Source organism: Ramlibacter pinisoli (assembly GCF_009758015.1).
In the GTDB taxonomy this organism is placed as follows: Bacteria; Pseudomonadota; Gammaproteobacteria; order Burkholderiales; family Burkholderiaceae_C; genus Ramlibacter; species Ramlibacter pinisoli.
Genome location: NZ_WSEL01000009.1, coordinates 994488 through 1013402, shown reverse-complemented (window position 1 = coordinate 1013402; position 18915 = coordinate 994488). Strand labels below are relative to the sequence as shown.

Below are 18915 nucleotides of genomic sequence, written 5' to 3'. Positions count from 1 at the left end.
TGCGTCCGGGGCGCCTGGCTCACCTGTGGGAACGCGACCGGCCGTGGTGTAGGTCAGCGGCGGCACTCCGGGTCATCTTCCGACCGCTCACCTGGCGGCCGGCGCCTCGAACACCAGGCAGGTGGTGGTGGCGTGCGCGTACAGCGTGCCGTCCGGCCCGTACAACCGCCCTTCGGCCGTGGCGAGCTGGCGGCCGGCGTGCAGGACCTTGCCTTCGGCGCGCACGCGCTGCACCTTGGGCCCGATGGCGCGCACGATGTTCACGCTGAGCTCGGCGGTGGTGTAGCCCCGGCCGGCCGGCATCCTGGTGTGCACCGCGCAGCCCATGGCGGAATCGAGCAAGGTGGCGTACCAGCCGCCGTGGATGCCGCCCATGGGGTTGAGGAAGGCCGGCCCCGGCGTGCCCTGGAACACCGCCCGCCCGTCCTCGGCTTCCAGCAGCAGGAAATCCATGCTGCGGGTGATGGGCGGCGCCGGCAGGTCGCCGGCGAGCATGGCCTGCATGAGCTGCAGGCCGCTCTTGCCGGCCACCTGATCGGGCCGGGACAGGCCGACGCCGGCGCCGGTGTCGAACCGGGCGGCCTGTTCACGTTCCTGGGCGAGCCAGGCTTCGAGGGGATCGTGGTGGGTCATGGGGACGTTCTCGCTGAAAGGTTGCATATGCATTCGATGCAGGTACAATAATCGCCCATGGACATCGCTGTCAAGCCGCAGGGCTGCACCAACATGAAGCTGCGCCAGTTGCTGCGCCGCGTGGCGCAGCACTACGACGCCGAGGTCGGCAAGACCGGCCTGAAGAACACCCAGTACTCCCTGCTCTCGTACGTCTGCAAGCTCGGCCCCATCCGCCCGGTCGACCTGGCACGCGAGATGAAGATGGACGCCTCCACCCTCAGCCGCAACCTGCGGCCGCTGGTGACCGCCGGCTGGATCGAGCTGCTGCCCGGTCCCGACGGCCGCAGCCGGCTGGTGCAGGCCACGGCGGCCGGCCGCGACAAGCGCCAGGAGGCGCAGCGGCGCTGGCGCGTGGCCCAGGAAGGCCTCAACACCCTGCTGGGCCCGGAGCGCGTGGTCGCCCTGCATGCCCTGATCGACGACTGCACCGAGCGCCTCGCGCCCGTCCAAACCGAAGAGGACACCGATGGTTGATTCCACCTCTCCCCGCCGCGCAGCCCTGTGGCTGGTGCTGCTCGCCGCCGCGGGCACCTTCGCCCTCACCATGGGGGCGCGCCAGACGATGGGACTGTTCCTGTCGCCGCTCAACACGGCCACCGGCCTCGGGCTGGCCAGCATCAGCCTGGCGTTCGCCTTCGGCCAGCTCTGGTGGGGCATCACGCAGCCGTTCGCCGGTGCGGTCGCCGACAAGATCGGCACCGGCCGCGTGCTGGTCGCTGGCGCCGTGCTGGTGGCGCTGGGCACCTTCATCACCCCCTACATGACCAGCACGCTGGGGCTGATCGTCGCCATCGGCGTGCTGTCGGCCGGCGGTGCCGGCATGGCCGGTCCTGCGGTGCTGATGGGCGCGGCGGCCCGGCTGGTGCCGGCCAGCAAGCGCGGGCTGGCCACCGGCATCGTCAACGCGGGCGGCTCCACCGGCCAGTTCCTGATGGCGCCGCTGGCCGCCACCCTCATCGTGGGCATCGGCTGGATGCAGGCGCTGCAGGTCATGGCCCTGCTGGTGCTGCTGTGCCTGCCGGCTGCCTGGGTGCTGAAAGGCAACTCGCAGCAGGCCGCGCCGGGCGCCGCCAAGGCGGTGGGCACCCGCGAAGCGGTCCGCACCGCGCTCGGCCACAGCGGCTACCTGCTGCTGGCCGTTGGCTTCTTCGTCTGCGGTTTCCACGTCGCCTTCCTGGCCACCCACCTGCCCGGCGTGGTGGCGGCCTGCGGCCTGGCCACGCAATGGGCCGGCTGGGCGCTGGCGGTGCTGGGCCTGTTCAACATCGTCGGCAGCATCGCGATGGGCTGGGCGGTCAGCCGCTGGCGCATGAAGTCGCTGCTGTCGCTGCTGTACGCCGCCCGCGGCCTGGCCATCCTGGCCTTCCTGCTGGCGCCCAAGACCGGCCCCGTGGTGCTGGTGTTCGCCGCGGTCATGGGCCTGACGTTCCTGTCGACCGTGCCGCCGACGGCGGGCCTGGTCGCCAAGTTCTTCGGCCCCGCCAACATGGCCACGCTGTTCGGCGTGGTGATGCTCACCCACCAGATCGGCGGCTTCCTGGGCGCCTGGCTGGGCGGCACGGTGTTCCAGGCCACCGGCAGCTACGACTGGGTCTGGTACATCGACATCGTGCTGGCCGCCGGCGCGGCGCTGGTGCACCTGCCCATCCCCGAGGCGCCGCTGGCGCCGAAGATGGCGACGGCCTGACGGGGGCGGGGGCCGGGGAACCGCGCCGCAGCGATCCCTGATGTTCGTCATGCCGGGCTCGACCCGGCATCCCATCTCCAGGTCCAGGCCGCACCCGATCCGTGTTCCGGAGATGGATTGCGGGTCGAGCCCGCAATGACGGGGGAGGGGCCGGGCCGGAGGACCGCGCCGCAGCGATCCCTGATTTCGTCATGCCGGGCTCGACCCGGCATCCATCTCCAGGTCCAGGCTGCTCCCGAGCCGCGTTCCGGAGATGGATTGCGGGTCGGGTCCGCAATGACGGGGGAACGGGTCGGGGAACCGCGCCGCATCGATTCCTGATGCTTGTCATGCCGGCCTCGACCCGGCATCCATCCCCAGGTCCAGGCCGCTCCCGATCCGTGTTCCGGAGATGGATTGCGGGTCGGGCCCGCAACGACGGGGATCACGGATCGCGGGTCAGCCCCAGGAACACGTCGAGCATGTGGAAGTGGTCGTCGTGCAGCTGCGTCTCGAGCGCGTGCAGCGCCTCGATCGGCAGCCACTGCGCCGCCGCCGCGTCGTCGGCGCCGTGCACCGGCGGGGGCGCGATCTCGCCCAGGTCGAAATGGAAACTCTGGGTGATGATGCGGCCGCGCTGGCTGCGCTCCGGATGGTCGAAGACGCGCCGGCCGCGCAGGGCCTGGCGCATGGTGCGCGGCGGCACCGGCAGGCCGGTCTCCTCCACCAGCTCGCGCAGGGCGGCGTGCAGCATGTCCTCGGTCGTCTCCAGGAAGCCGCCGGGCAGGGCCCACAGGCCCTTGCCGGGCGAGCGGCCGCGGCGGATCAGCAGCACGTGGCCGCCGGCCTGCACCACCGCGTCGACGGTGGCCAGCACCACCGGGTAGGGCGCCACCGACCATTGGCGGCGTTCGTGCGCGATCTGGCGCCAGTCGTCGCGCACGGTCGCGAAGGCCGGCTGTGCGATCCACGTGCGCAGGTCGTCGACCGCGGCCGGGGGCAGGGCGGACGGCGGCGTCGCGAGCAGCGGCGCCGGATCGTCCGCCTCGTACAGCGCATGCAGCCAGGGCACCAGCGCGGCGTCGGGGTCGCCCGCCGGCGCCGCGGAAAACGACCAGCCCGCCGGCAGGTCCTGCGCGTCCACCGGCGGCGCATCGGTGATCCAAGCCACGCGGTCGCCGGCCGTCGCGGCGACGGCGGCCTGCAGCTGGCGCACCAGGCGTTCGTCGTCCCAGTGCTCGCGCAGCGGGACGATGGCCACGCGGGCGCGCTCGTCGGCCGTGAGCGCGGCCTGCAGCCAGCGCACGCGCTGCTCCCAGGGATGGGGGTTGGCCGGCGAGGGCGCCAGGAAGGCGCGCCGCACGGCCACCGTGCAGCGCGGGGCGCACGCCAGCGCCGCGCGCATTAGGGCCAGGTGGCCGGCCGAGGGCAGCAGGAAACGGGCGGCGCAGACCGCGTGGACGACCGGGGTCATCGTGCCGATTCTGCGGCCACCTTCGCTCAGCGTGGCCCCCACCGCCCCGGCCATGGCCGCGCAGCAGGCCCGCCTTTCCGAATCCGCCACAATGCCGGTTTTCCTCCGACAGCGAACAAGGCAGCGCATGACCTACCCCAACACGCAGCTCTTCATCAATGGCCAGTGGCTGGATGCCGCCGATGGCCGGACCCTGGCCGTGTTCAACCCGGCGACCGGCAAGGAAATCGGCCGTGTCGCCCACGCCGGCAAGGCCGACCTGGACAAGGCACTCGAGGCCGCGCAGAAGGGCTTCGAGACCTGGCGCGACATGACCGCCGCCGAGCGCAGCAAGATCATGCGCAAGGCCGCCGGCTTGATGCGCGAGCGCGCCGAAGCGATCGGCAAGCTGCTCACGCAGGAGCAGGGCAAGCCGCTGGTGGAAGCCAAGGGCGAGGCCATGGCCGCCGCCGACATCATCGAATGGTTCGCCGAAGAGGGCTTCCGCGTCTACGGCCGCATCGTGCCCTCGCGCTTCAACCTGAATGTGCGCCAGATGGTGATCAAGGACCCGGTGGGCCCGGTCGCCGCGTTCACGCCCTGGAACTTCCCGATCAACCAGGTGGTGCGCAAGGTCGGCGCCGCACTGGCGGCCGGCTGCTCCATGCTGGTGAAGGCCCCGGAAGAGACCCCGGCCGGCCCCGCCGAACTGATCCGCGCCTTCCAGGACGCCGGCCTGCCCCCCGGCGTGCTGGGCCTGGTCTACGGCAACCCGGCCGAGATCTCCAGCTACCTGATTCCGCATCCGGTGATCCGCAAGATCACCTTCACCGGCTCCACGCCGGTGGGCAAGCAGCTGGCCGCCATGGCCGGCCAGCACATGAAGCGCGTGACGATGGAGCTGGGCGGCCACGCCCCGGTCATCGTTTGCGAGGACGCCGACATTGCCCTGGCCGTCAAGTCGGCCGGCGCGGCCAAGTTCCGCAATGCCGGCCAGGTCTGCATCTCGCCCACCCGCTTCCTGGTGCACGAGAGCATCCGCAAGGACTTCGCCACGGCGATGGCCAAGTACGCACAGGGCCTGAAGGTCGGTGACGGCCTGGCCGAGGGCACGCAGATGGGCCCGCTGGCCAACCCGCGCCGCCTCACCGCGATGGCCGAGATCACCAAGGACGCGGTCGAGAAGGGCGCCAAGGTGCTGGTGGGCGGCGAACGCATCGGCGATGCCGGCAACTTCTGGCAGCCGACCATCCTGGACGAGGTGCCGCTGCAGGCCAAAGTGTTCAACGACGAGCCGTTCGGTCCCATGGCCGCCATCCGCGCGTTCAACACGCTGGACGAGGCCATCGCCGAGGCCAACCGGCTGTCGTTCGGCCTGGCCGGCTATGCCTTCACCAAGTCGCTGAAGAACGCCGACCAGCTGGCGCGCCGTGTCGAAGTCGGCATGCTGTGGATGAACATGCCCGCGCTGCCCTCGGCCGAGATGCCCTTCGGCGGCGTCAAGGACTCGGGCTACGGCTCGGAAGGCGGCCCCGAGGCCGTCGACGCCTACCTCAACGCACGCGCGGTCGCGATCGCGAACGTCTGACCCCTGCGGCCGGTCCGTGAAAAGGCCCCGCCGGCTTGCGCCGGCGGGGCTTTTTTTCAGGGTGCCGATTGGCCGACGCGATCAGGGCCCGACCAGCCCGCTGCCCGACACGTAGACGTTGCCGTTGCGCGTGGCGAAGGTGCCCGATGCCAGCACCGCGCGGTTGGCGGTGCCGCTGATGGCGATGGCGCGCCAGTTGGTCTCGCCCGCCGGCGTCGTGGCCGGCGCGAACGAGAGGCCGCCGTTGGTGGACACCAGCACCTGGCCGGGCCCGCCGGCCCCGTCGTCCGAGACCGTGACCCCGATCACGTCGCCGTTGGCCGACAGGCTGATCGAGCTGTGCGTGCGGCCACCTGTGCTGCCGCGCGTCCAGGTGGCGCCGCGGTCACGCGAGACGTAGATGCCGGTGCTGGTGGTCGTGTAGACGAAGTTGCCGGCCAGCGCGATGGTGTTGCCGTCCTGCGAGACCGCGACGCGGTACCAGCCGTCGGCGACCGGCGAGCCGGCCACCGCCACGCTGCGCAGCGTGAACGTCGCGCCGCCGTCGGTCGACACGTACAGGCGCCCGTTCTGCGTCGCCGCCGCCACGACCAGGCCGTCGGCCGAACTGTCGATGGCGCGGAACTGGTCGACCAGCGCGGCGCCGCCGGCCGGGGTGCCCGCCGCTCGCGCGGCCGTCCAGGTGGCGCCGCCGTCGGACGAGACCTGGATCTCGCCGTTCATGATGGCGGCGGCGATGCGGAGGCCATCGGTCGACGTCGTGATGGACTCGTACTCGCGGTTCGTGGTGGCCAGTGCGCCGCCGGAGACCGGCGACCAGGTGGCCCCGCTGTCCGTCGACCGGTACATGCCGCCCAGGTACTGCACCGCGACCATGCGGCTGCCGGTGAGCGACATGTCGATCGAGATCCAGTTGCCGCTGGGCGCGCCGCTGATCGACCAGGTGCTGCCCCCGTCGACGGAGACGCCGATCGGCCCGGGGATTGCACCGGCGGCCATCACCGTGCCGCCCGCATTGGTGGCGACCCAGTGCCACGGCGTCGCGGGCAGGGAGGTCTGCGTCCAGCCCGGCGCGGGCGCCGGAGCGGGGGCTGGTGAGGGCGCCGGTGCGGGCGCAGGTCCTGGTGCTGGAGCGGGCGCCGGTCCCGGTGCGGGCGATGGCGCCGGGGAAGGAGATGGCGCCGGCGCGGGCGAGTCGGCCGGCGTCGAGGGGGCCTGCGCCACCGTGCCCAGTCCTGATGGCGGCGTCGGCGCGGCGGCCGGCGTGTCGCTCCCGCCTCCACCACAGGCGGACAACCACAACACCGCCAGCGCCAGCGGGATGTGGCGCGCTCCTCCTCGTACTCCAACGACCATGCAAAACCTCCCGACATTCGACGACCGATCGCGTCGGCGTGGATCGTCGGCGGCGACGGCCCGCTGCCAAGTGCTGACTCAGCGCATCGTGGCGTAGGACGAAGACGCGGCTACCTCCGTGTCGCGTGCACGAGACGCACACGCATGGCCCTTGCGGACCATTGACCTCGCATCGACCGCATCGGGAGCGGTTCCGTTTCCCTCTGGAGGCCTCGCTGCACGCGGTCGCGCTCGTCACGTTTGTGCACGAGTGCGGCAACTTTGACCAACCTGCACGCGACAGCACATCCCAAGAATGGATCGACGGCGACGTTGCCGCGCAAGGGAGTAGTCCATGGCAAGAGCAATCGTGCGGAGGGCGGGCGCGCTGCTGATTCCGGCACTGCTGGCGGCGGGATGTGGTGGTGGCGGAGGTGGCGGGACGACGGCAGGCAGCGCCAGCGCTCCGTTGTCGCAGGCCGCCGGTGCGGGGGGCGCGTCCCCGGTATCCGCCGGTGCCAGCACCACGCCGCCGGCATCGACCGCCGCTGGTGGATCGCCCGCGCCGGTCGCCGGGTCCGGCACCGCCACCGATGTCCAGGTGCCCGCTGGAGCCGTGCGACTGGCCGGCGGCGGCTGGGTGACGGCCGCGGCGGTCGATGAATTCGCGCCCGGGACCAGCATCCTCGTGCAACGCTACGACGCGGCGGGGGCGGCGCAGGGTGCGCCGGCGGCCGCCAACGCGACCGGTGCGGCGGTCGGCCTGGTGCGCGTGGTGGCGCTGGCGGATGGCGGCTTCGCAGTGACCTGGATGGAACAGGACGGCTCGTTCGCCACCGGCTACGGCTACGACCTGCCGCTGCTCTACGTGCAGGCCCGGCACTTCGATGCGGCCGGCCAGCCCCGCGGGGCGCCGGTGCGGGTGAGCACTTCTCCGAGCTACAGCTACACCACCAGCATTCCCACCGCGCTGGCCGGCGGTGGCTACGTCGTGCTGTGGTCGGTCGACACGAGCTTCCCCAACCTCCCGGGGTTCCGCGTGCCCTCGGTCTTCCTGCGCCGCATGGCCAGCGACGGCACCCCGACCGTCGCCGAGTCCTTCGTGTTCGACACCTACGCGACGCCGGTGTTCAGCGTCACGCCGCGCACCGACGGTGGCTTCACCGTCGCCTGGCGGCGCACGACGCCGGGCGGCACCACCGCCTTCACGCGCGAGTACGACGCGCAGGGTGCGCCGCTGGCACCGGCACAGGAGGGCGCGTTCACGCCGCCGGGTTGAGTGCTGGTCTCGTGGCGCGCCGAACGCGGCGCCGCGCGCATCACACCGGGACGGTGTAGTTCAGCGTCATGCGGCCGCCGTCGACCACCACGATCTCGCCGGTGACGTAGCTGGCGGCGTCGCTGGCGAGCCAGGCGACCACGTCGGCGATCTCGGCCGGCTCGCCCAGGCGCTTCATGGGCGTGCGGCTCAGGATGCGGGCGCGCGCCTCGTCGCTGGTGAGCACGGCCTTGGCCGCGAGCTCGGTGGCGATGGTGCCGGGCGCCACTGCGTTGACGCGGATGCCCTGATCGGCCAGGGCCAGCGCCATCACCCGCGTGAGCTGGTTGATGCCGCCCTTGCTCACGTTGTAGCTGGCGATGCTGGGAATGGCCAGCACGCCGTTGACCGAGCTCATGTTGACGATGGCGCCGCGTCCGGCCTTGGCCATCTCGCGCGCCACCGCCTGGCCGACCAGGAACGAGCCCTTGAGGTTGACCCGCAGCACGGCGTCGAAGTCGGCTTCGCTGATGGCCAGGAAGTCGCAGGCCTTGAAGATGCCGGCGTTGTTCACCAGCACGTCGATGCGGCCGTGGCGCTGCAGCGTGGCGGCGACCAGCGCATCGACCTGCGCCTTGTCGCCGACGTCGCAGGCGACGAAGCTGCCACCCAGCTCGGCGGCCAGCGCCTGGCCGCGGCTGGCGTCGATGTCGGCGATGACGGGGACGGCACCGTCGCGCGCGAAGCGGCGCGCGCAGGCCTCGCCGATGCCCTGCGAGCCGCCGGTGACGATGCACACGCGGCCCTGCAGGCCGAACGACACGGTGGAGGAGGCGGTCATGCGCGCACCGTCCCCGCGGCCGCGTCGACGAAGGCGCGCGCTTGGCGCGCCACCTCCTCGACGGACATGCCGGGCTTGTAGAGCGCCGAGCCGATGCCGAAGCCGTTGGCGCCGGCGGACCGGTAGGCGGCCATGTTGGCGGGCGTGATGCCACCGACGGGCAGCAGCAGCGCGTCGGCGGGCAGCACCGCGCGCATTGCCTTGACGGCGGCCGGCACCACCAGTTCGGCCGGGAAGAGCTTGATGCCGCTGGCACCGGCGGCCAGCGCGGCGAACGCCTCGGTCGGGGTGACCACGCCCGGCAGGCAGACCATGTCGAGGTCGACCGCTTCCTGCACCACGGCGGCATCGAAGTTGGGCGCCACCACCAGGCGGCCGCCTGCGGACTGCACCGGGCCGACCTCGGCGCGGCGCAGCACCGTACCGGCACCGACGACGACCTGCGGGAACGCATGGGCCAGGGCCGAGATGCTGATCAGGGGATCGGGCGAATTGAGCGGCACCTCGATCAGGCGGAAGCCCGCGTCGACCAGCACCCGGCCGACCGGCACGGCCTCGGCCGGCGTGATGCCGCGCAGGATGGCGACCAGCGGGCAGGCGGCCAGCGCGGTGTGGAGGAGGCTGTCGGTGGTGGTCATGGCGGGGGAGGAAGGGTGCGTGCCAGTGCGCCCAGGCCACGCCAGGTGGCCTCGGCGCCGAGGCGGTGGGAGGGAACGCCGAGCGCCTGCAGGGCCAGCGCGTAGCGGGTGGTGAGCGCCTCGGCGCCGATCAGGACGACCGGCGCACCGGCCGGCAGCTGCTGCGCGCGCAGTTCCTCGCCGACCAGCAGGCCCGACAGGTAGCTGGGCTGCGCGGCCGGGGGGAGGGCGTCGAACAGCGCCAGCGTGCGCGCACTGAAGGCTGCCTGCAGCAGGCTGCCGCTCGCTCGGGCGTGGGCGGCGCCGCGCAGGAAGGCCTCGTCGTCCAGCGGGCCGTCCTCGGGCGGGAGGGTGCGGGCCAGGATGGAGTGCTTGCGCAGCAGGGCATAGACCTCGCCGGTCATGAAGGTGGCGAAGTCGACGATGCGGCCGGCCGCCACGCGCACCCACTTGCTGTGGGTGCCCGGCAGCACGAAGACGCCGTCGCGGCGATCGAGCAGGGCGAGGGCGCCCATCACCTGGATCTCCTCGCCGCGCATCACGTCGGGGACGCCGCCGCGGGTGGACGACAGGCCGGGCACGATGCCCAGCCGCACGCCGCCGGGGGCGTCCGGCACCCAGGCAAGGTGGCGCGCCAGGTCGTCGAAGCCGGCCGGGCAGGGGCAGTAGGGCGCCTCGCGCCAGCCCTGCCGGCTGCCCACCATGCCGCTGGCCAGGCAGAGCTGGCCCGGCGCCGGCCGCCAGCGTTCGATGGCCTGCGCGAAGACGGCGGGGAAGCCGCCCGGCGCCACGGCCAGGATGCCCTGGCTGCCGCCGTGTTCCTCGACCACCGTGCCGTCGGCGCGCAGCAGCGCGACGCGCAGCGACGAAGTGCCCCAGTCCAGCGCGATCAGGTTGCCCGTCACAGCAGCGCCTTCACCTGGGGGGCCGTCGGCAATGGCGCCACGGCGCCCCAGCCCTGCACGGCCAGTGCGGCGGCGGCATTGGCGTAGCGGGCCGCCGTGAACAGGTCGTCGCCCTGCGCCAGGCGGGCCAGCAGGTTGCCCGAGTAGCAGTCGCCCGCGCCGGTGGCATCGACGGCCTGCACGCGGTGCGCCGCGATGCGTTCGCGCCGGCCGCCCGTGCTGACGAGGCAGCCTTCGGCCCCCAGCTTGAGCACGACCTGCGTGGCGCCGGCGGCGTGGCCCCAGTCGACCACGGCATCCGGCTCGCGCAGGCCGTTCAGGGCCGTCACGTCGTCCAGGCTGGGCAGGAAGATGTCGCAGGCGGCCATGGCCTGCGCGATGCCGGCCCGGGCCTCCTCCAGCGTCCAGAGCTTGAGCCGCAGGTTGGCGTCGAACGCGACGCGGCCGCCGGCCGCCCGCAGCTGGCGCATGGCCTGCAGGGCCGTCTCGCGCGCCGACGGCGACAGGGCCAGCGAGATGCCGGACACGTGCAGGATGCGGGTGGCGCGCAGCACCGCCTGCGGCGCCGCGCCCTGCAGCCAGGCCGGCGTCATGCGCGCCGCGCCCGAGCCGGCCCGGCGGTAGCTGAACTCGTGGCCGGCCGGCCCGTGGGTGACGAAATACAGGCCGGTGGGGCCGGCCGGGTCGGCATCGACGGCACTGGTGTCGACGCCTTCGCGCCGCCACAGCTCGAGCAGCGAACGGCCGAAGCCGTCATCGCCGACGCGGGACAGGTAGGCCGTGCGCACGCCCGCGCGCGCCGCCGCGATCACCGCATTGCTGGTATCGCCGCCGAAGCCCTGGAGGTAGTTGGGCTCGCCGGGGCTGGTCTGGTTGAACTCGACCATGCCCTCGCCGAGTGCTGTGACATCGAACATGGCCGGTATCGTACCCACCGTCGGTTCGCACGACCGCAGGTCGATCCGTTCGCGCGGAATCACATGCAGCGCGAACACCCGTTGTCTGGCAAGGCCGCTTCGACATCGCGCAGCGATGTCGAAGTGAAGCTCCTAGTGGTTGTCGCGTGGCACGAACGCGCCGCGCTTGCCGACGAGGAAGTCGAGGTCGACGCCCTGGTCGGCCTGCAGCACGTGGTCGACGTACAGCTTCCAGTAGCCGGACTCCAGCGGCGGCTTGGGCGGGGTCCAGGCCTGCAGGCGGCGCTGCAGTTCCTCGTCGCTGATGTGCAGCTGGATCTTCCGGTTCGGCACGTCGAGTTCGATGATGTCGCCGTTGCGCACGATGGCCAGCGGTCCGCCGGCGGCCGCCTCGGGCGCGGTGTGCAGCACCACGGTGCCGTAGGCCGTGCCGCTCATGCGGGCGTCGCTGATGCGGACCATGTCGGTGATGCCCTTGCGCAGCACCTTGGGCGGCAGCGGCATGTTGCCCACCTCGGCCATGCCGGGGTAGCCCTTGGGCCCGCAGTTCTTCAGCACCATGACGCAGGTCTCGTCGATGTCGAGGTCCTCGTCGTCGATGCGGGCGTGGAAGTCCTCGATGTCCTCGAAGACGACGGCACGGCCCTTGTGCACCATGAGCTCGGGCGTGGCCGCGCTGGGCTTGATCACGGCGCCGCGCGGTGCGAGGTTGCCGCGCAGCACGGCGATGCCGGCCTTGTCCTTGAACGGGGTGGCCAGCGGCTGGATCACGTCGGGGTTGTAGTTGGCGGCGTCGGCGATGTTCTCGCCCACGGTGAGGCCGTTGGCGGTGCGGGCGTCCAGGTGCAGCACGCCCTGGATCTCCTTCATGACGGCGGGCAGGCCGCCGGCGTAGCAGAAGTCCTCCATCAGGAACTTGCCCGAGGGCTGCAGGTTCACCAGGCAGGGCATCTCGCTGCCAAGCTTGTCGAAGTCCTCGATGGCGAGCTCGACGCCGATGCGGCGCGCGATGGCCACCAGGTGGATGACGGCGTTGGTCGAGCCGCCGATGGCGGCCAGGGTGCGGATGGCGTTCTCGAAGGCCTGCCGGGTCAGGATGGTGGACAGCTTCTGGTCCTCGTGCACCATGTCCACGATGCGGCGTCCGGCCATGCGGGCCAGCACGTTGCGGCGGCCGTCGACGGCGGGGTAGGCGGCATTGCCGGGCAGGCCCAGGCCCAGCGCCTCGACCATGCTGGCCATCGTGGAGGCCGTGCCCATGGTCATGCAGTGGCCGTGGCTGCGGTGCATGCACGACTCGGCCTCGAAGAAGTCCTGCAGCTTGAGCGTGCCGGCGCGCACCTGCTCGCTCATGCTCCACACGCCGGTGCCCGAGCCCAGCTCCTGGCCGCGCCACTTGCCCGACAGCATGGGGCCGCCCGACACGCCGATGGTGGGCAGGTCGACGCTGGACGCGCCCATCACCAGCGAGGGCGTGGTCTTGTCGCAGCCCATGAGCAGCACGACGCCGTCGACCGGATTGCCGCGGATCGATTCCTCCACGTCCATGCTGGCCAGGTTGCGGTACAGCATGGCGGTGGGCCGCAGCAGCGTCTCGCCGAGCGACATCACCGGGAACTCGAGCGGGAAGCCGCCGGCCTCGTAGACGCCGATCTTCACCTGCTCGGCGAGGGTGCGGAAGTGCGAGTTGCAGGGCGTGAGCTCGCTGAAGGTGTTGCAGATGCCGATGACGGGGCGGCCGTCGAACTGGTCGTGGGGCACGCCCTTGCCCTTGACCCAGCTGCGGTAGGCGAAGCCGTCGCGGTCCTGGCGGCCGAACCATTGCTGGCTGCGCAGTTCGGACGCTTGCTTCTTCTTGCGGGGGATGTCGCTCATGGGGAGGTCTTGGTGGGAAATGGAGGATGCCGCTGCCGAGGCAGCGGCGCCGGCGCTGAAGCGCGGATTATTCCTTCACCGCGCCGGTGAGGCCGGAGACGTAGTACTCGACGAAGAACGAGTAGATGACGGCGACCGGAAGCGATCCGAACAGGGCTCCCGCCATCAGTGCGCCCCAGTGGTAGACGTCGCCCTCGACCAGTTCGGTGACGACGCCGACGGGGACGGTCTTGACCTCGGACGAGGAGATGAAGGTCAGCGCGTAGATGAACTCGTTCCAGGACAGCGTGAAGGCAAAGATGCCGGCCGAGATGAGGCCCGGCACCGACAGCGGCAGCACGATCTTCCAGAGGATCTCCAGGCGCGTGGCGCCGTCGATGAGGGCGCATTCCTCCAGCTCGAACGGGATCGAGCGGAAGTACCCCATGAGCAGCCAGGTCGAGAACGGGATCAGGAAGGTGGGGTAGGTGAGGATCAGCGCCCACCGGGTGTCGAACAGCCCGAGCTGGAACACGATGCTGGCCAGCGGGATGAACAGGATGGACGGCGGCACCAGGTAGGCCAGGAAGATCGACAGGCCGATCTGGCGTGCGCCGCGAAAGCGCAGCCGCTCGATGGCATACGCCGCGAGCACCGAGCACAGCAGCGACACGAACGTGGCCACGACGGTGACGATGACGGTGTTCCACAGCCACGCGGGGTACGAGGTGTGGAACAGCAGCTTGTTGAAGTGCGCCAGCGTGGGGTGGATCACCCAGAACGGGTTGCCGTCGCGGGACAGCAGCTCGTTGTCGGGCTTGAGCGACGTGATCACCATCCAGTAGAACGGGAACAGCAGCACGAACACGAAGATGGCCAGCGGCACGTAGACCGTCACCACGCGGCGCGGCAGCGAGGTGAGGTAGGAAATGCCCTGGGTGTCGGTGTCGTCGTTCTTGGAGCTCATTTGTCGCTGCCGCCCTGCTGCCATGCCCGACGCTGCAGGCCGAAATAGCTGAAGAGGATGGCCGCCAGCAGGAACGGCACCATCGCCACCGCGATCGCCGCGCCCTCGCCGAGCGCGCCGCCGGAGATGGCGCGCTGGAACGACAGAGTGGCCATCAGGTGCGTGGCATTGAGCGGACCGCCGCGCGTCAGCACGTAGATCAGCTGGAAGTCGGTGAACGTGAACAGCACCGAGAACGTCATGACGACGGCGATGATCGGCGTCAGCAGGGGCAGCGTGATGAAGCGGAAGCGCTGCCAGCCGCTGGCGCCGTCGATGGCGCCGGCCTCGTACAGCGACGGCGAGATCGTCTGCAGGCCCGCCAGCAGCGTGATGGCCACGAACGGCACGCCGCGCCAGATGTTGGCGACGATGGTGGAGATCCGGGCGTTCCACGGATCGCCCAGGAAGTCGATGTAGTGGTCGATCAGGCCCATCTTCACCAGCGCCCAGCTGATGATGGAGAACTGCGAGTCGTAGATCCACCAGAACGCGATGGCCGACAGCGCGGTGGGCACGATGTAGGGCAGCAGGATGACGCTGCGGAAGAAGGTCTTGAGCGGCAGCCGCTCGTTGAGCAGGATGGCCAGCCACAGGCCCAGCACGAACTTCACGACACTGGCGATGAAGGTGTAGAAGAGCGTGTTGAACAGGGCCAGCCGGGTGACGCTGTCGCTCCAGAGGAACTGGTAGTTCTCCAGCCCGATCCAGGCGCCGCCGCGGCCGATCTTGGTGTCGGTGAAGCCCAGCCAGATGCCCAGGCCTAGCGGATAGGTGAGGAACAGCAGCAGCAGCACCCCGGCGGGCAGCATGAATGCCAGCCCGAGGAGGTTGCGGCTGTTCTGCAGGCGCTGCAGCGCGCCGTGCCGGGGGGCCGGCACGGCGACCGGGGCCTCAGACCTTGTAATAGCGTTCGGCACGCTGCTGGGCCCGTTGCATGGCTTCCTTGGGGGTCTTGGAGCCGCTGACGGCTTCGGCGACCATGTTCACGATGATGAAGTCGGCGCCGGCGCCGGCGGACGCGTAGCCCAGCTTGCCGGCGTAGCCCGCGGGACGCATGTTCTTGACGGCGTCGCGGTACGGCGTGTTCTTCGGATCCGCGGTCCAGATGGCGCTCTTGGCGTACGTGTCCAGCGGCGGGGCGACGTAGCCGCCCGCACCGGTGAGCCAGGGGTCGAACTGCTCCTGCTCCATCATGAAGCGCAGGAACTCCTTGGCCGCCTTCGGGTACTTGGAGTACTTGAAGATCATCTGGTTGAAGAACAGGTGCGACTCGGTGGGCTGGCCCACCGGCCCGACCGGGAACGCGGCGTGCTGGATGTCCGCGGCCATCTCCTTGACCTTGGGATCGGTGGCGTTCTTGGCGGCGTAGTAGATCGAGATGCCGTTGTTGGTGACCGAGACCTGGCCGTCGAGGAAGGCCTTGTTGTTGTTCGGGTCCAGCCAGGACAGCGTGCCGGGGACGAAGGTGGCGTACAGCTCCTTGCCGTACTCGAGCGCCTTGGCCGTCTCGGGGCTGTCGATGATGACCTTGTTGTTCTTGTCGACCAGCATGCCGCCGAAGGCCCACACCAGCCAGTTGCACCACAGGCCGTCGCCGGTGGCGTTGCCCAGCGCCATGCCGCCCGGCGTGCCCTTCTCCTTGAGGGCCTTGAACATCTTCAGGAAGTCGTCGGTGTTCTTCGGGAAGGCGTCGAAGCCGGCGGCCTTCACCTGGCTGCCGCGGTAGACGATCATCGAGCCGGCGCAGCCCAGGGGCACGGCGATCCACTTCTTGCCGTCCGGACGGCAGTAGGCCTGCGCGCCCGGGTACCAGCCGCCGTACTTCTTGCCGAGGTAGTCGGACAGGTCGGTGACGTCGAGCAGCTTGTCCGGATAGAGGTTGGCGTCGTCGTTGGTCGACAGGATGATGTCCGGGCCGCCGCCGGTGTTGGCCGCCACGGCGGCCTTGGGACGCACGTCTTCCCAGCCCTCGTTGTCCACCCGCACGGCGATGCCGTACTTCTCGGTGAACTTCTTGACGTTGGCCATGTAGGCATCCTCGTCGCCCTGCACGAAGCGCTTCCAGCGCAGCACGCGCAGCGTGGCGCCCTTCTCGGGCTGGTTGTTCCACTGCTGTGCGGACGCGGAGGCGGGCCACAGCATCGGCACCGACACTGCGGCGGCGCCGGCGGAGGCCTTCTTCAGGAACTTGCGACGGTTGTCGGACATGGGCTTTGTCTCCTTGGTGGTAAGTAAGCGCGAGAGGTGGGGACGGGTCAGGCGGCCAGGCGCACGCCGGTGGCCGCGTCGAACAGGTGCGCACGCAGCGGATCGGGACGCAGCCGGATGACCTCGCCCGGCTGGAAGGCATGGCGATCGCGGAACACGGTGGTCATGTCGACGCCGGCCAGCTTGGTGAAGACCTGGGTGTCGGCACCCGTGGGCTCGACGACGACGACCTCGGTGGGCACGCCGTCGCCGCCGTTGGCCAGCTCCATGTGCTCGGGTCGCGTGCCATAGACGACGCTGCGCCCGTCCTCGGCCGAGGCGGCATTGGCCGGCACGGGCAACGACACGCCGCCCGAGAACTCGACGCGGGCGGCGCCGCCCGAGCGCCGGACGATGCCGGGCAGGAAGTTCATCGCGGGCGAGCCGATGAAGCCGGCCACGAACTGGTTGGCAGGGTGGTCGTACACCTCCAGCGGCGAGCCGGTCTGCTCGACCAGGCCGTCGCGCATGACCACGATGGTGTCGGCCATGGTCATGGCCTCGATCTGGTCGTGGGTGACGTAGACCGAGGTGGTCTTCAGGCGCTGGTGCAGTTCCTTGATCTCGGTGCGCATCTGCACGCGCAGCTTGGCGTCGAGGTTGGAGAGCGGCTCGTCGAACAGGAACACCTGCGGATCGCGCACGATGCAGCGGCCCATGGCCACGCGCTGGCGCTGGCCCCCGGACAACTGGCGCGGATAGCGATCGAGCAGCGACTCCAGCCCCAGGATGCCGGCGGCCTTGTTCACCCGCTCGTCGATCATGGCGCGCGGCTGCCGGGCCAGCAGCAGGCTGAACGCCATGTTGTCGCGCACCGTCATGTGCGGATAGAGCGCGTAGTTCTGGAACACCATGGCGATGTCCCGCTCCTTGGGCAGCATGCGGTTGACCACCCGGCCGCCGATCAGCACCTCGCCGGCGCTGATCTCCTCCAGGCCGGCGATCATGCGCAGCAGGGTGGACTTGCCGCAGCCGGACGGGCCGACGAGCACCGTGAACTGGCCGTCGGCGATGTCGATGTCCACGCCGCGGATGATGTGGGCGGCGCCGAAGAACTTCTCCACGCCGCGAATCTGCACTGTCGCCATCGTGTCCCGTCGGATGATCTGAGTGGCGGACCTTGTAGCACGAAGAATCGGGCTCGTCATCAGCATTGCACCTGCGGCGCACACGAATGGCCTCGTGTGGGGCGCGTTTCGAGGGTTTACCAGCACGCCGCCGCCAAGCTCAATGGTCATATCATAGAAACGGACCGGCCCGAGCCGTCCTCCTGCGCACACCAGGAGGAGACGACAGGACATGCATCCCGGCTCGAGGCGCAGCACCGGCACCTGCGCACAGCCACCCTTCACGTGGTTCCGATGACGACATTCACCAAGGTGGTCCTGTACACCGGCGCCGACGGCCGGGCGGCTTTTCGCGACGAGCAGGTCCCGCTCGACCAGGGCACGCCGCAGTCCATGCTGTCGGCGCTCCTGCCCAGTGGTGGCTTCCAGCTGCGGCGCAGCCCGGTGGGTTTCCGCAGCCAGTTCCACTGCTCACCCCATCCGCAATGGGTGTTCATCCTCGGCGGCGCGATGGAGATCGGCCTGCAGGACGGCAGTTCGCGCGTGTTCCGGCCGGGCCAGCACTTCCACTCGGCCGACCTGCTGCCGCACGGCGCCACGTTCGATCCCGGCGTGCACGGCCACTGGAGCGCGCAGTCCGGCGACCAGCCGCTGGTCACGCTGTTCGTGCGGGGCTGAGGGCGCCCGGTGATCAAGAACGTCCACGGCAACACCGTCGACCACCTGGGGGTGGCCATCTTGGCGGGACGCTACCCGCCCGGCGCCACCATCCCGCCGGAGCCGGCGCTGTGCGACGAGCTCGGCGTCAGCCGCACCGTGGTGCGCGAGGCGGTCAAGTCGCTGGTGGCCAAGGGCCTGGTCAGCACCGGTCCCAAGGTCGGCACCCGCGTGCTGCCCGCCGACCAGTGGAACTGGTTCGACCCGGACGTCGTCGCATGGCAGAGCAAGGCCGGCCTCACGCGCGAGTTCCTGCGCGACCTGCAGGAGCTGCGCCGCGTGGTCGAGCCCGCGGCCGTGCGCATGGCCGCCGAGCGTGCCACGGCCGCCGACATCGCCGGGCTCGAGGCCGCCTTCCAGGGCATGCGCCGGGCGGTCGAGGAGGGCGGCGACTACGTGTCGCACGACCTGCAGTTCCACCAGGGCCTGCTCAAGGCCTGCCACAACCGCATGCTCGTCCAGATGAGCCACGCCCTGGGGCCCTTGCTGCGCACCAGCTTCGAGATCTCCACCAGCCGCAGCGACGGTCCGCGCCAATCGCTGCCGCTGCACCGGGCCGTGCTCGATGCGGTCATCGCGCGCAACCCGGCCAAGGCCGAGAAGGCCAGCCTGGTGCTGATCGCCGGCGCCCGCGAGGACATCGAGGTGGTGCTGGCCACCCGCCGCCGGCTGCCCAAGGTGGACCTGCCGGCCTCGCACCTGCGGGCCGCCTGACGACCCGTCAGGACTGCCAGGGCACGGCGGC

Annotated in this window: 18 protein-coding genes; 6 read left to right on the top strand and 12 right to left on the bottom strand. The window is 70.7% G+C overall.

All coding sequences use genetic code 11. The features are described 5' to 3' along the window. Positions 1-87: 87 nt before the first annotated feature. A complete protein-coding gene (locus GON04_RS19225; RefSeq protein ID WP_157400776.1) occupies positions 88-633 on the bottom strand; it encodes a PaaI family thioesterase in 546 nt (181 codons plus the stop codon). A 57-nt stretch (positions 634-690) separates the two neighbouring features. On the opposite strand from GON04_RS19225, the gene GON04_RS19220 reads away from it, so the two are divergent. Further along, positions 691-1149, top strand: coding sequence for a MarR family winged helix-turn-helix transcriptional regulator (locus GON04_RS19220; RefSeq protein ID WP_157399623.1), 459 nt, complete (start codon positions 691-693; stop codon positions 1147-1149). Further along, a complete protein-coding gene (locus GON04_RS19215) occupies positions 1142-2362 on the top strand; it encodes an MFS transporter (RefSeq protein WP_157399622.1) in 1221 nt (406 codons plus the stop codon). Before GON04_RS19220 ends, GON04_RS19215 begins: the two co-directional genes overlap by 8 nt. Before the next feature lie 424 nt (positions 2363-2786). On the opposite strand, the gene GON04_RS19210 is transcribed toward GON04_RS19215, so the two are convergent. Continuing rightward, a complete protein-coding gene (locus GON04_RS19210) occupies positions 2787-3815 on the bottom strand; it encodes an NUDIX domain-containing protein (RefSeq protein WP_157399621.1) in 1029 nt (342 codons plus the stop codon). 127 nt (positions 3816-3942) lie between these two features. On the opposite strand from GON04_RS19210, the gene GON04_RS19205 reads away from it, so the two are divergent. Next, complete coding sequence (locus tag GON04_RS19205) at positions 3943-5382, top strand: NAD-dependent succinate-semialdehyde dehydrogenase (RefSeq protein ID WP_157399620.1); 1440 nt, start codon at positions 3943-3945, stop codon at positions 5380-5382. A gap of 81 nt (positions 5383-5463) precedes the next feature. On the opposite strand, the gene GON04_RS19200 is transcribed toward GON04_RS19205, so the two are convergent. Further along, the gene (locus tag GON04_RS19200; protein WP_157399619.1) at positions 5464-6381 is read right to left on the bottom strand and encodes a WD40/YVTN/BNR-like repeat-containing protein; all 918 of its coding nucleotides are present in this window, start codon (positions 6379-6381) and stop codon (positions 5464-5466) included. A 691-nt stretch (positions 6382-7072) separates the two neighbouring features. Here GON04_RS19200 and GON04_RS19195 point away from each other — a divergent pair. Further along, positions 7073-7996: a hypothetical protein gene (locus tag GON04_RS19195; protein WP_157399618.1), complete on the top strand. Its 924-nt coding sequence runs from the start codon at positions 7073-7075 to the stop codon at positions 7994-7996. Positions 7997-8036: 40 nt separating this feature from the next. On the opposite strand, the gene GON04_RS19190 is transcribed toward GON04_RS19195, so the two are convergent. From GON04_RS19190 to GON04_RS19150, 9 genes are all read right to left on the bottom strand, one after another. Further along, positions 8037-8816: an SDR family NAD(P)-dependent oxidoreductase gene (locus GON04_RS19190; RefSeq protein WP_157399617.1), complete on the bottom strand. Its 780-nt coding sequence runs from the start codon at positions 8814-8816 to the stop codon at positions 8037-8039. Further along, on the bottom strand, positions 8813-9454 hold the full coding sequence (locus GON04_RS19185) for a 2-dehydro-3-deoxy-6-phosphogalactonate aldolase (RefSeq protein ID WP_157399616.1): 642 nt from the start codon (positions 9452-9454) through the stop codon (positions 8813-8815). The genes GON04_RS19190 and GON04_RS19185 overlap by 4 nt, the downstream gene beginning before the upstream one ends. After that, positions 9451-10359: a 2-dehydro-3-deoxygalactonokinase gene (locus GON04_RS19180; protein WP_181653664.1), complete on the bottom strand. Its 909-nt coding sequence runs from the start codon at positions 10357-10359 to the stop codon at positions 9451-9453. The genes GON04_RS19185 and GON04_RS19180 overlap by 4 nt, the downstream gene beginning before the upstream one ends. Next, positions 10356-11276: a sugar kinase gene (locus GON04_RS19175; RefSeq protein ID WP_157399615.1), complete on the bottom strand. Its 921-nt coding sequence runs from the start codon at positions 11274-11276 to the stop codon at positions 10356-10358. Before GON04_RS19175 ends, GON04_RS19180 begins: the two co-directional genes overlap by 4 nt. 132 nt (positions 11277-11408) lie before the next feature. Further along, positions 11409-13151: an IlvD/Edd family dehydratase gene (locus tag GON04_RS19170; RefSeq protein ID WP_157399614.1), complete on the bottom strand. Its 1743-nt coding sequence runs from the start codon at positions 13149-13151 to the stop codon at positions 11409-11411. Between the two features lie 67 nt (positions 13152-13218). Beyond that, on the bottom strand, positions 13219-14097 hold the full coding sequence (locus GON04_RS19165) for a carbohydrate ABC transporter permease (RefSeq protein ID WP_157399613.1): 879 nt from the start codon (positions 14095-14097) through the stop codon (positions 13219-13221). After that, positions 14094-14948, bottom strand: coding sequence for a carbohydrate ABC transporter permease (locus GON04_RS19160; RefSeq protein WP_157400774.1), 855 nt, complete (start codon positions 14946-14948; stop codon positions 14094-14096). Before GON04_RS19160 ends, GON04_RS19165 begins: the two co-directional genes overlap by 4 nt. Before the next feature lie 82 nt (positions 14949-15030). Further along, entirely contained in the window at positions 15031-16347 is a 1317-nt protein-coding gene (locus tag GON04_RS19155; RefSeq protein WP_157399612.1) for an ABC transporter substrate-binding protein, read from the bottom strand. A 47-nt stretch (positions 16348-16394) separates the two neighbouring features. Next, entirely contained in the window at positions 16395-17474 is a 1080-nt protein-coding gene (locus GON04_RS19150; RefSeq protein ID WP_157399611.1) for an ABC transporter ATP-binding protein, read from the bottom strand. Between the two features lie 273 nt (positions 17475-17747). On the opposite strand from GON04_RS19150, the gene GON04_RS19145 reads away from it, so the two are divergent. Together GON04_RS19145 and GON04_RS19140 are read left to right on the top strand one after the other, a co-directional pair. After that, complete coding sequence (locus tag GON04_RS19145) at positions 17748-18131, top strand: cupin domain-containing protein (protein ID WP_157399610.1); 384 nt, start codon at positions 17748-17750, stop codon at positions 18129-18131. A 9-nt stretch (positions 18132-18140) separates the two neighbouring features. Continuing rightward, positions 18141-18884, top strand: coding sequence for an FCD domain-containing protein (locus tag GON04_RS19140; protein ID WP_181653663.1), 744 nt, complete (start codon positions 18141-18143; stop codon positions 18882-18884). Positions 18885-18915 lie beyond the last annotated feature (31 nt).

Excerpts from the sequence above, each read along its gene's own strand:
- GON04_RS19225 (WP_157400776.1), bottom strand. The coding sequence starts at position 633 with ATGACCCACCACGATCCCCTCGAAGCCTGGCTCGCCCAGGAACGTGAA.
- GON04_RS19220 (WP_157399623.1), top strand. The coding sequence starts at position 691 with ATGGACATCGCTGTCAAGCCGCAGGGCTGCACCAACATGAAGCTGCGC.
- GON04_RS19215 (WP_157399622.1), top strand. The coding sequence starts at position 1,142 with ATGGTTGATTCCACCTCTCCCCGCCGCGCAGCCCTGTGGCTGGTGCTG.
- GON04_RS19210 (WP_157399621.1), bottom strand. The coding sequence starts at position 3,815 with ATGACCCCGGTCGTCCACGCGGTCTGCGCCGCCCGTTTCCTGCTGCCC.
- GON04_RS19205 (WP_157399620.1), top strand. The coding sequence starts at position 3,943 with ATGACCTACCCCAACACGCAGCTCTTCATCAATGGCCAGTGGCTGGAT.
- GON04_RS19200 (WP_157399619.1), bottom strand. The coding sequence starts at position 6,381 with ATGGCCGCCGGTGCAATCCCCGGGCCGATCGGCGTCTCCGTCGACGGG.
- GON04_RS19195 (WP_157399618.1), top strand. The coding sequence starts at position 7,073 with ATGGCAAGAGCAATCGTGCGGAGGGCGGGCGCGCTGCTGATTCCGGCA.
- GON04_RS19190 (WP_157399617.1), bottom strand. The coding sequence starts at position 8,816 with ATGACCGCCTCCTCCACCGTGTCGTTCGGCCTGCAGGGCCGCGTGTGC.
- GON04_RS19185 (WP_157399616.1), bottom strand. The coding sequence starts at position 9,454 with ATGACCACCACCGACAGCCTCCTCCACACCGCGCTGGCCGCCTGCCCG.
- GON04_RS19175 (WP_157399615.1), bottom strand. The coding sequence starts at position 11,276 with ATGTTCGATGTCACAGCACTCGGCGAGGGCATGGTCGAGTTCAACCAG.
- GON04_RS19170 (WP_157399614.1), bottom strand. The coding sequence starts at position 13,151 with ATGAGCGACATCCCCCGCAAGAAGAAGCAAGCGTCCGAACTGCGCAGC.
- GON04_RS19165 (WP_157399613.1), bottom strand. The coding sequence starts at position 14,097 with ATGAGCTCCAAGAACGACGACACCGACACCCAGGGCATTTCCTACCTC.
- GON04_RS19160 (WP_157400774.1), bottom strand. The coding sequence starts at position 14,948 with ATGCTGCCCGCCGGGGTGCTGCTGCTGCTGTTCCTCACCTATCCGCTA.
- GON04_RS19155 (WP_157399612.1), bottom strand. The coding sequence starts at position 16,347 with ATGTCCGACAACCGTCGCAAGTTCCTGAAGAAGGCCTCCGCCGGCGCC.
- GON04_RS19150 (WP_157399611.1), bottom strand. The coding sequence starts at position 17,474 with ATGGCGACAGTGCAGATTCGCGGCGTGGAGAAGTTCTTCGGCGCCGCC.
- GON04_RS19145 (WP_157399610.1), top strand. The coding sequence starts at position 17,748 with ATGACGACATTCACCAAGGTGGTCCTGTACACCGGCGCCGACGGCCGG.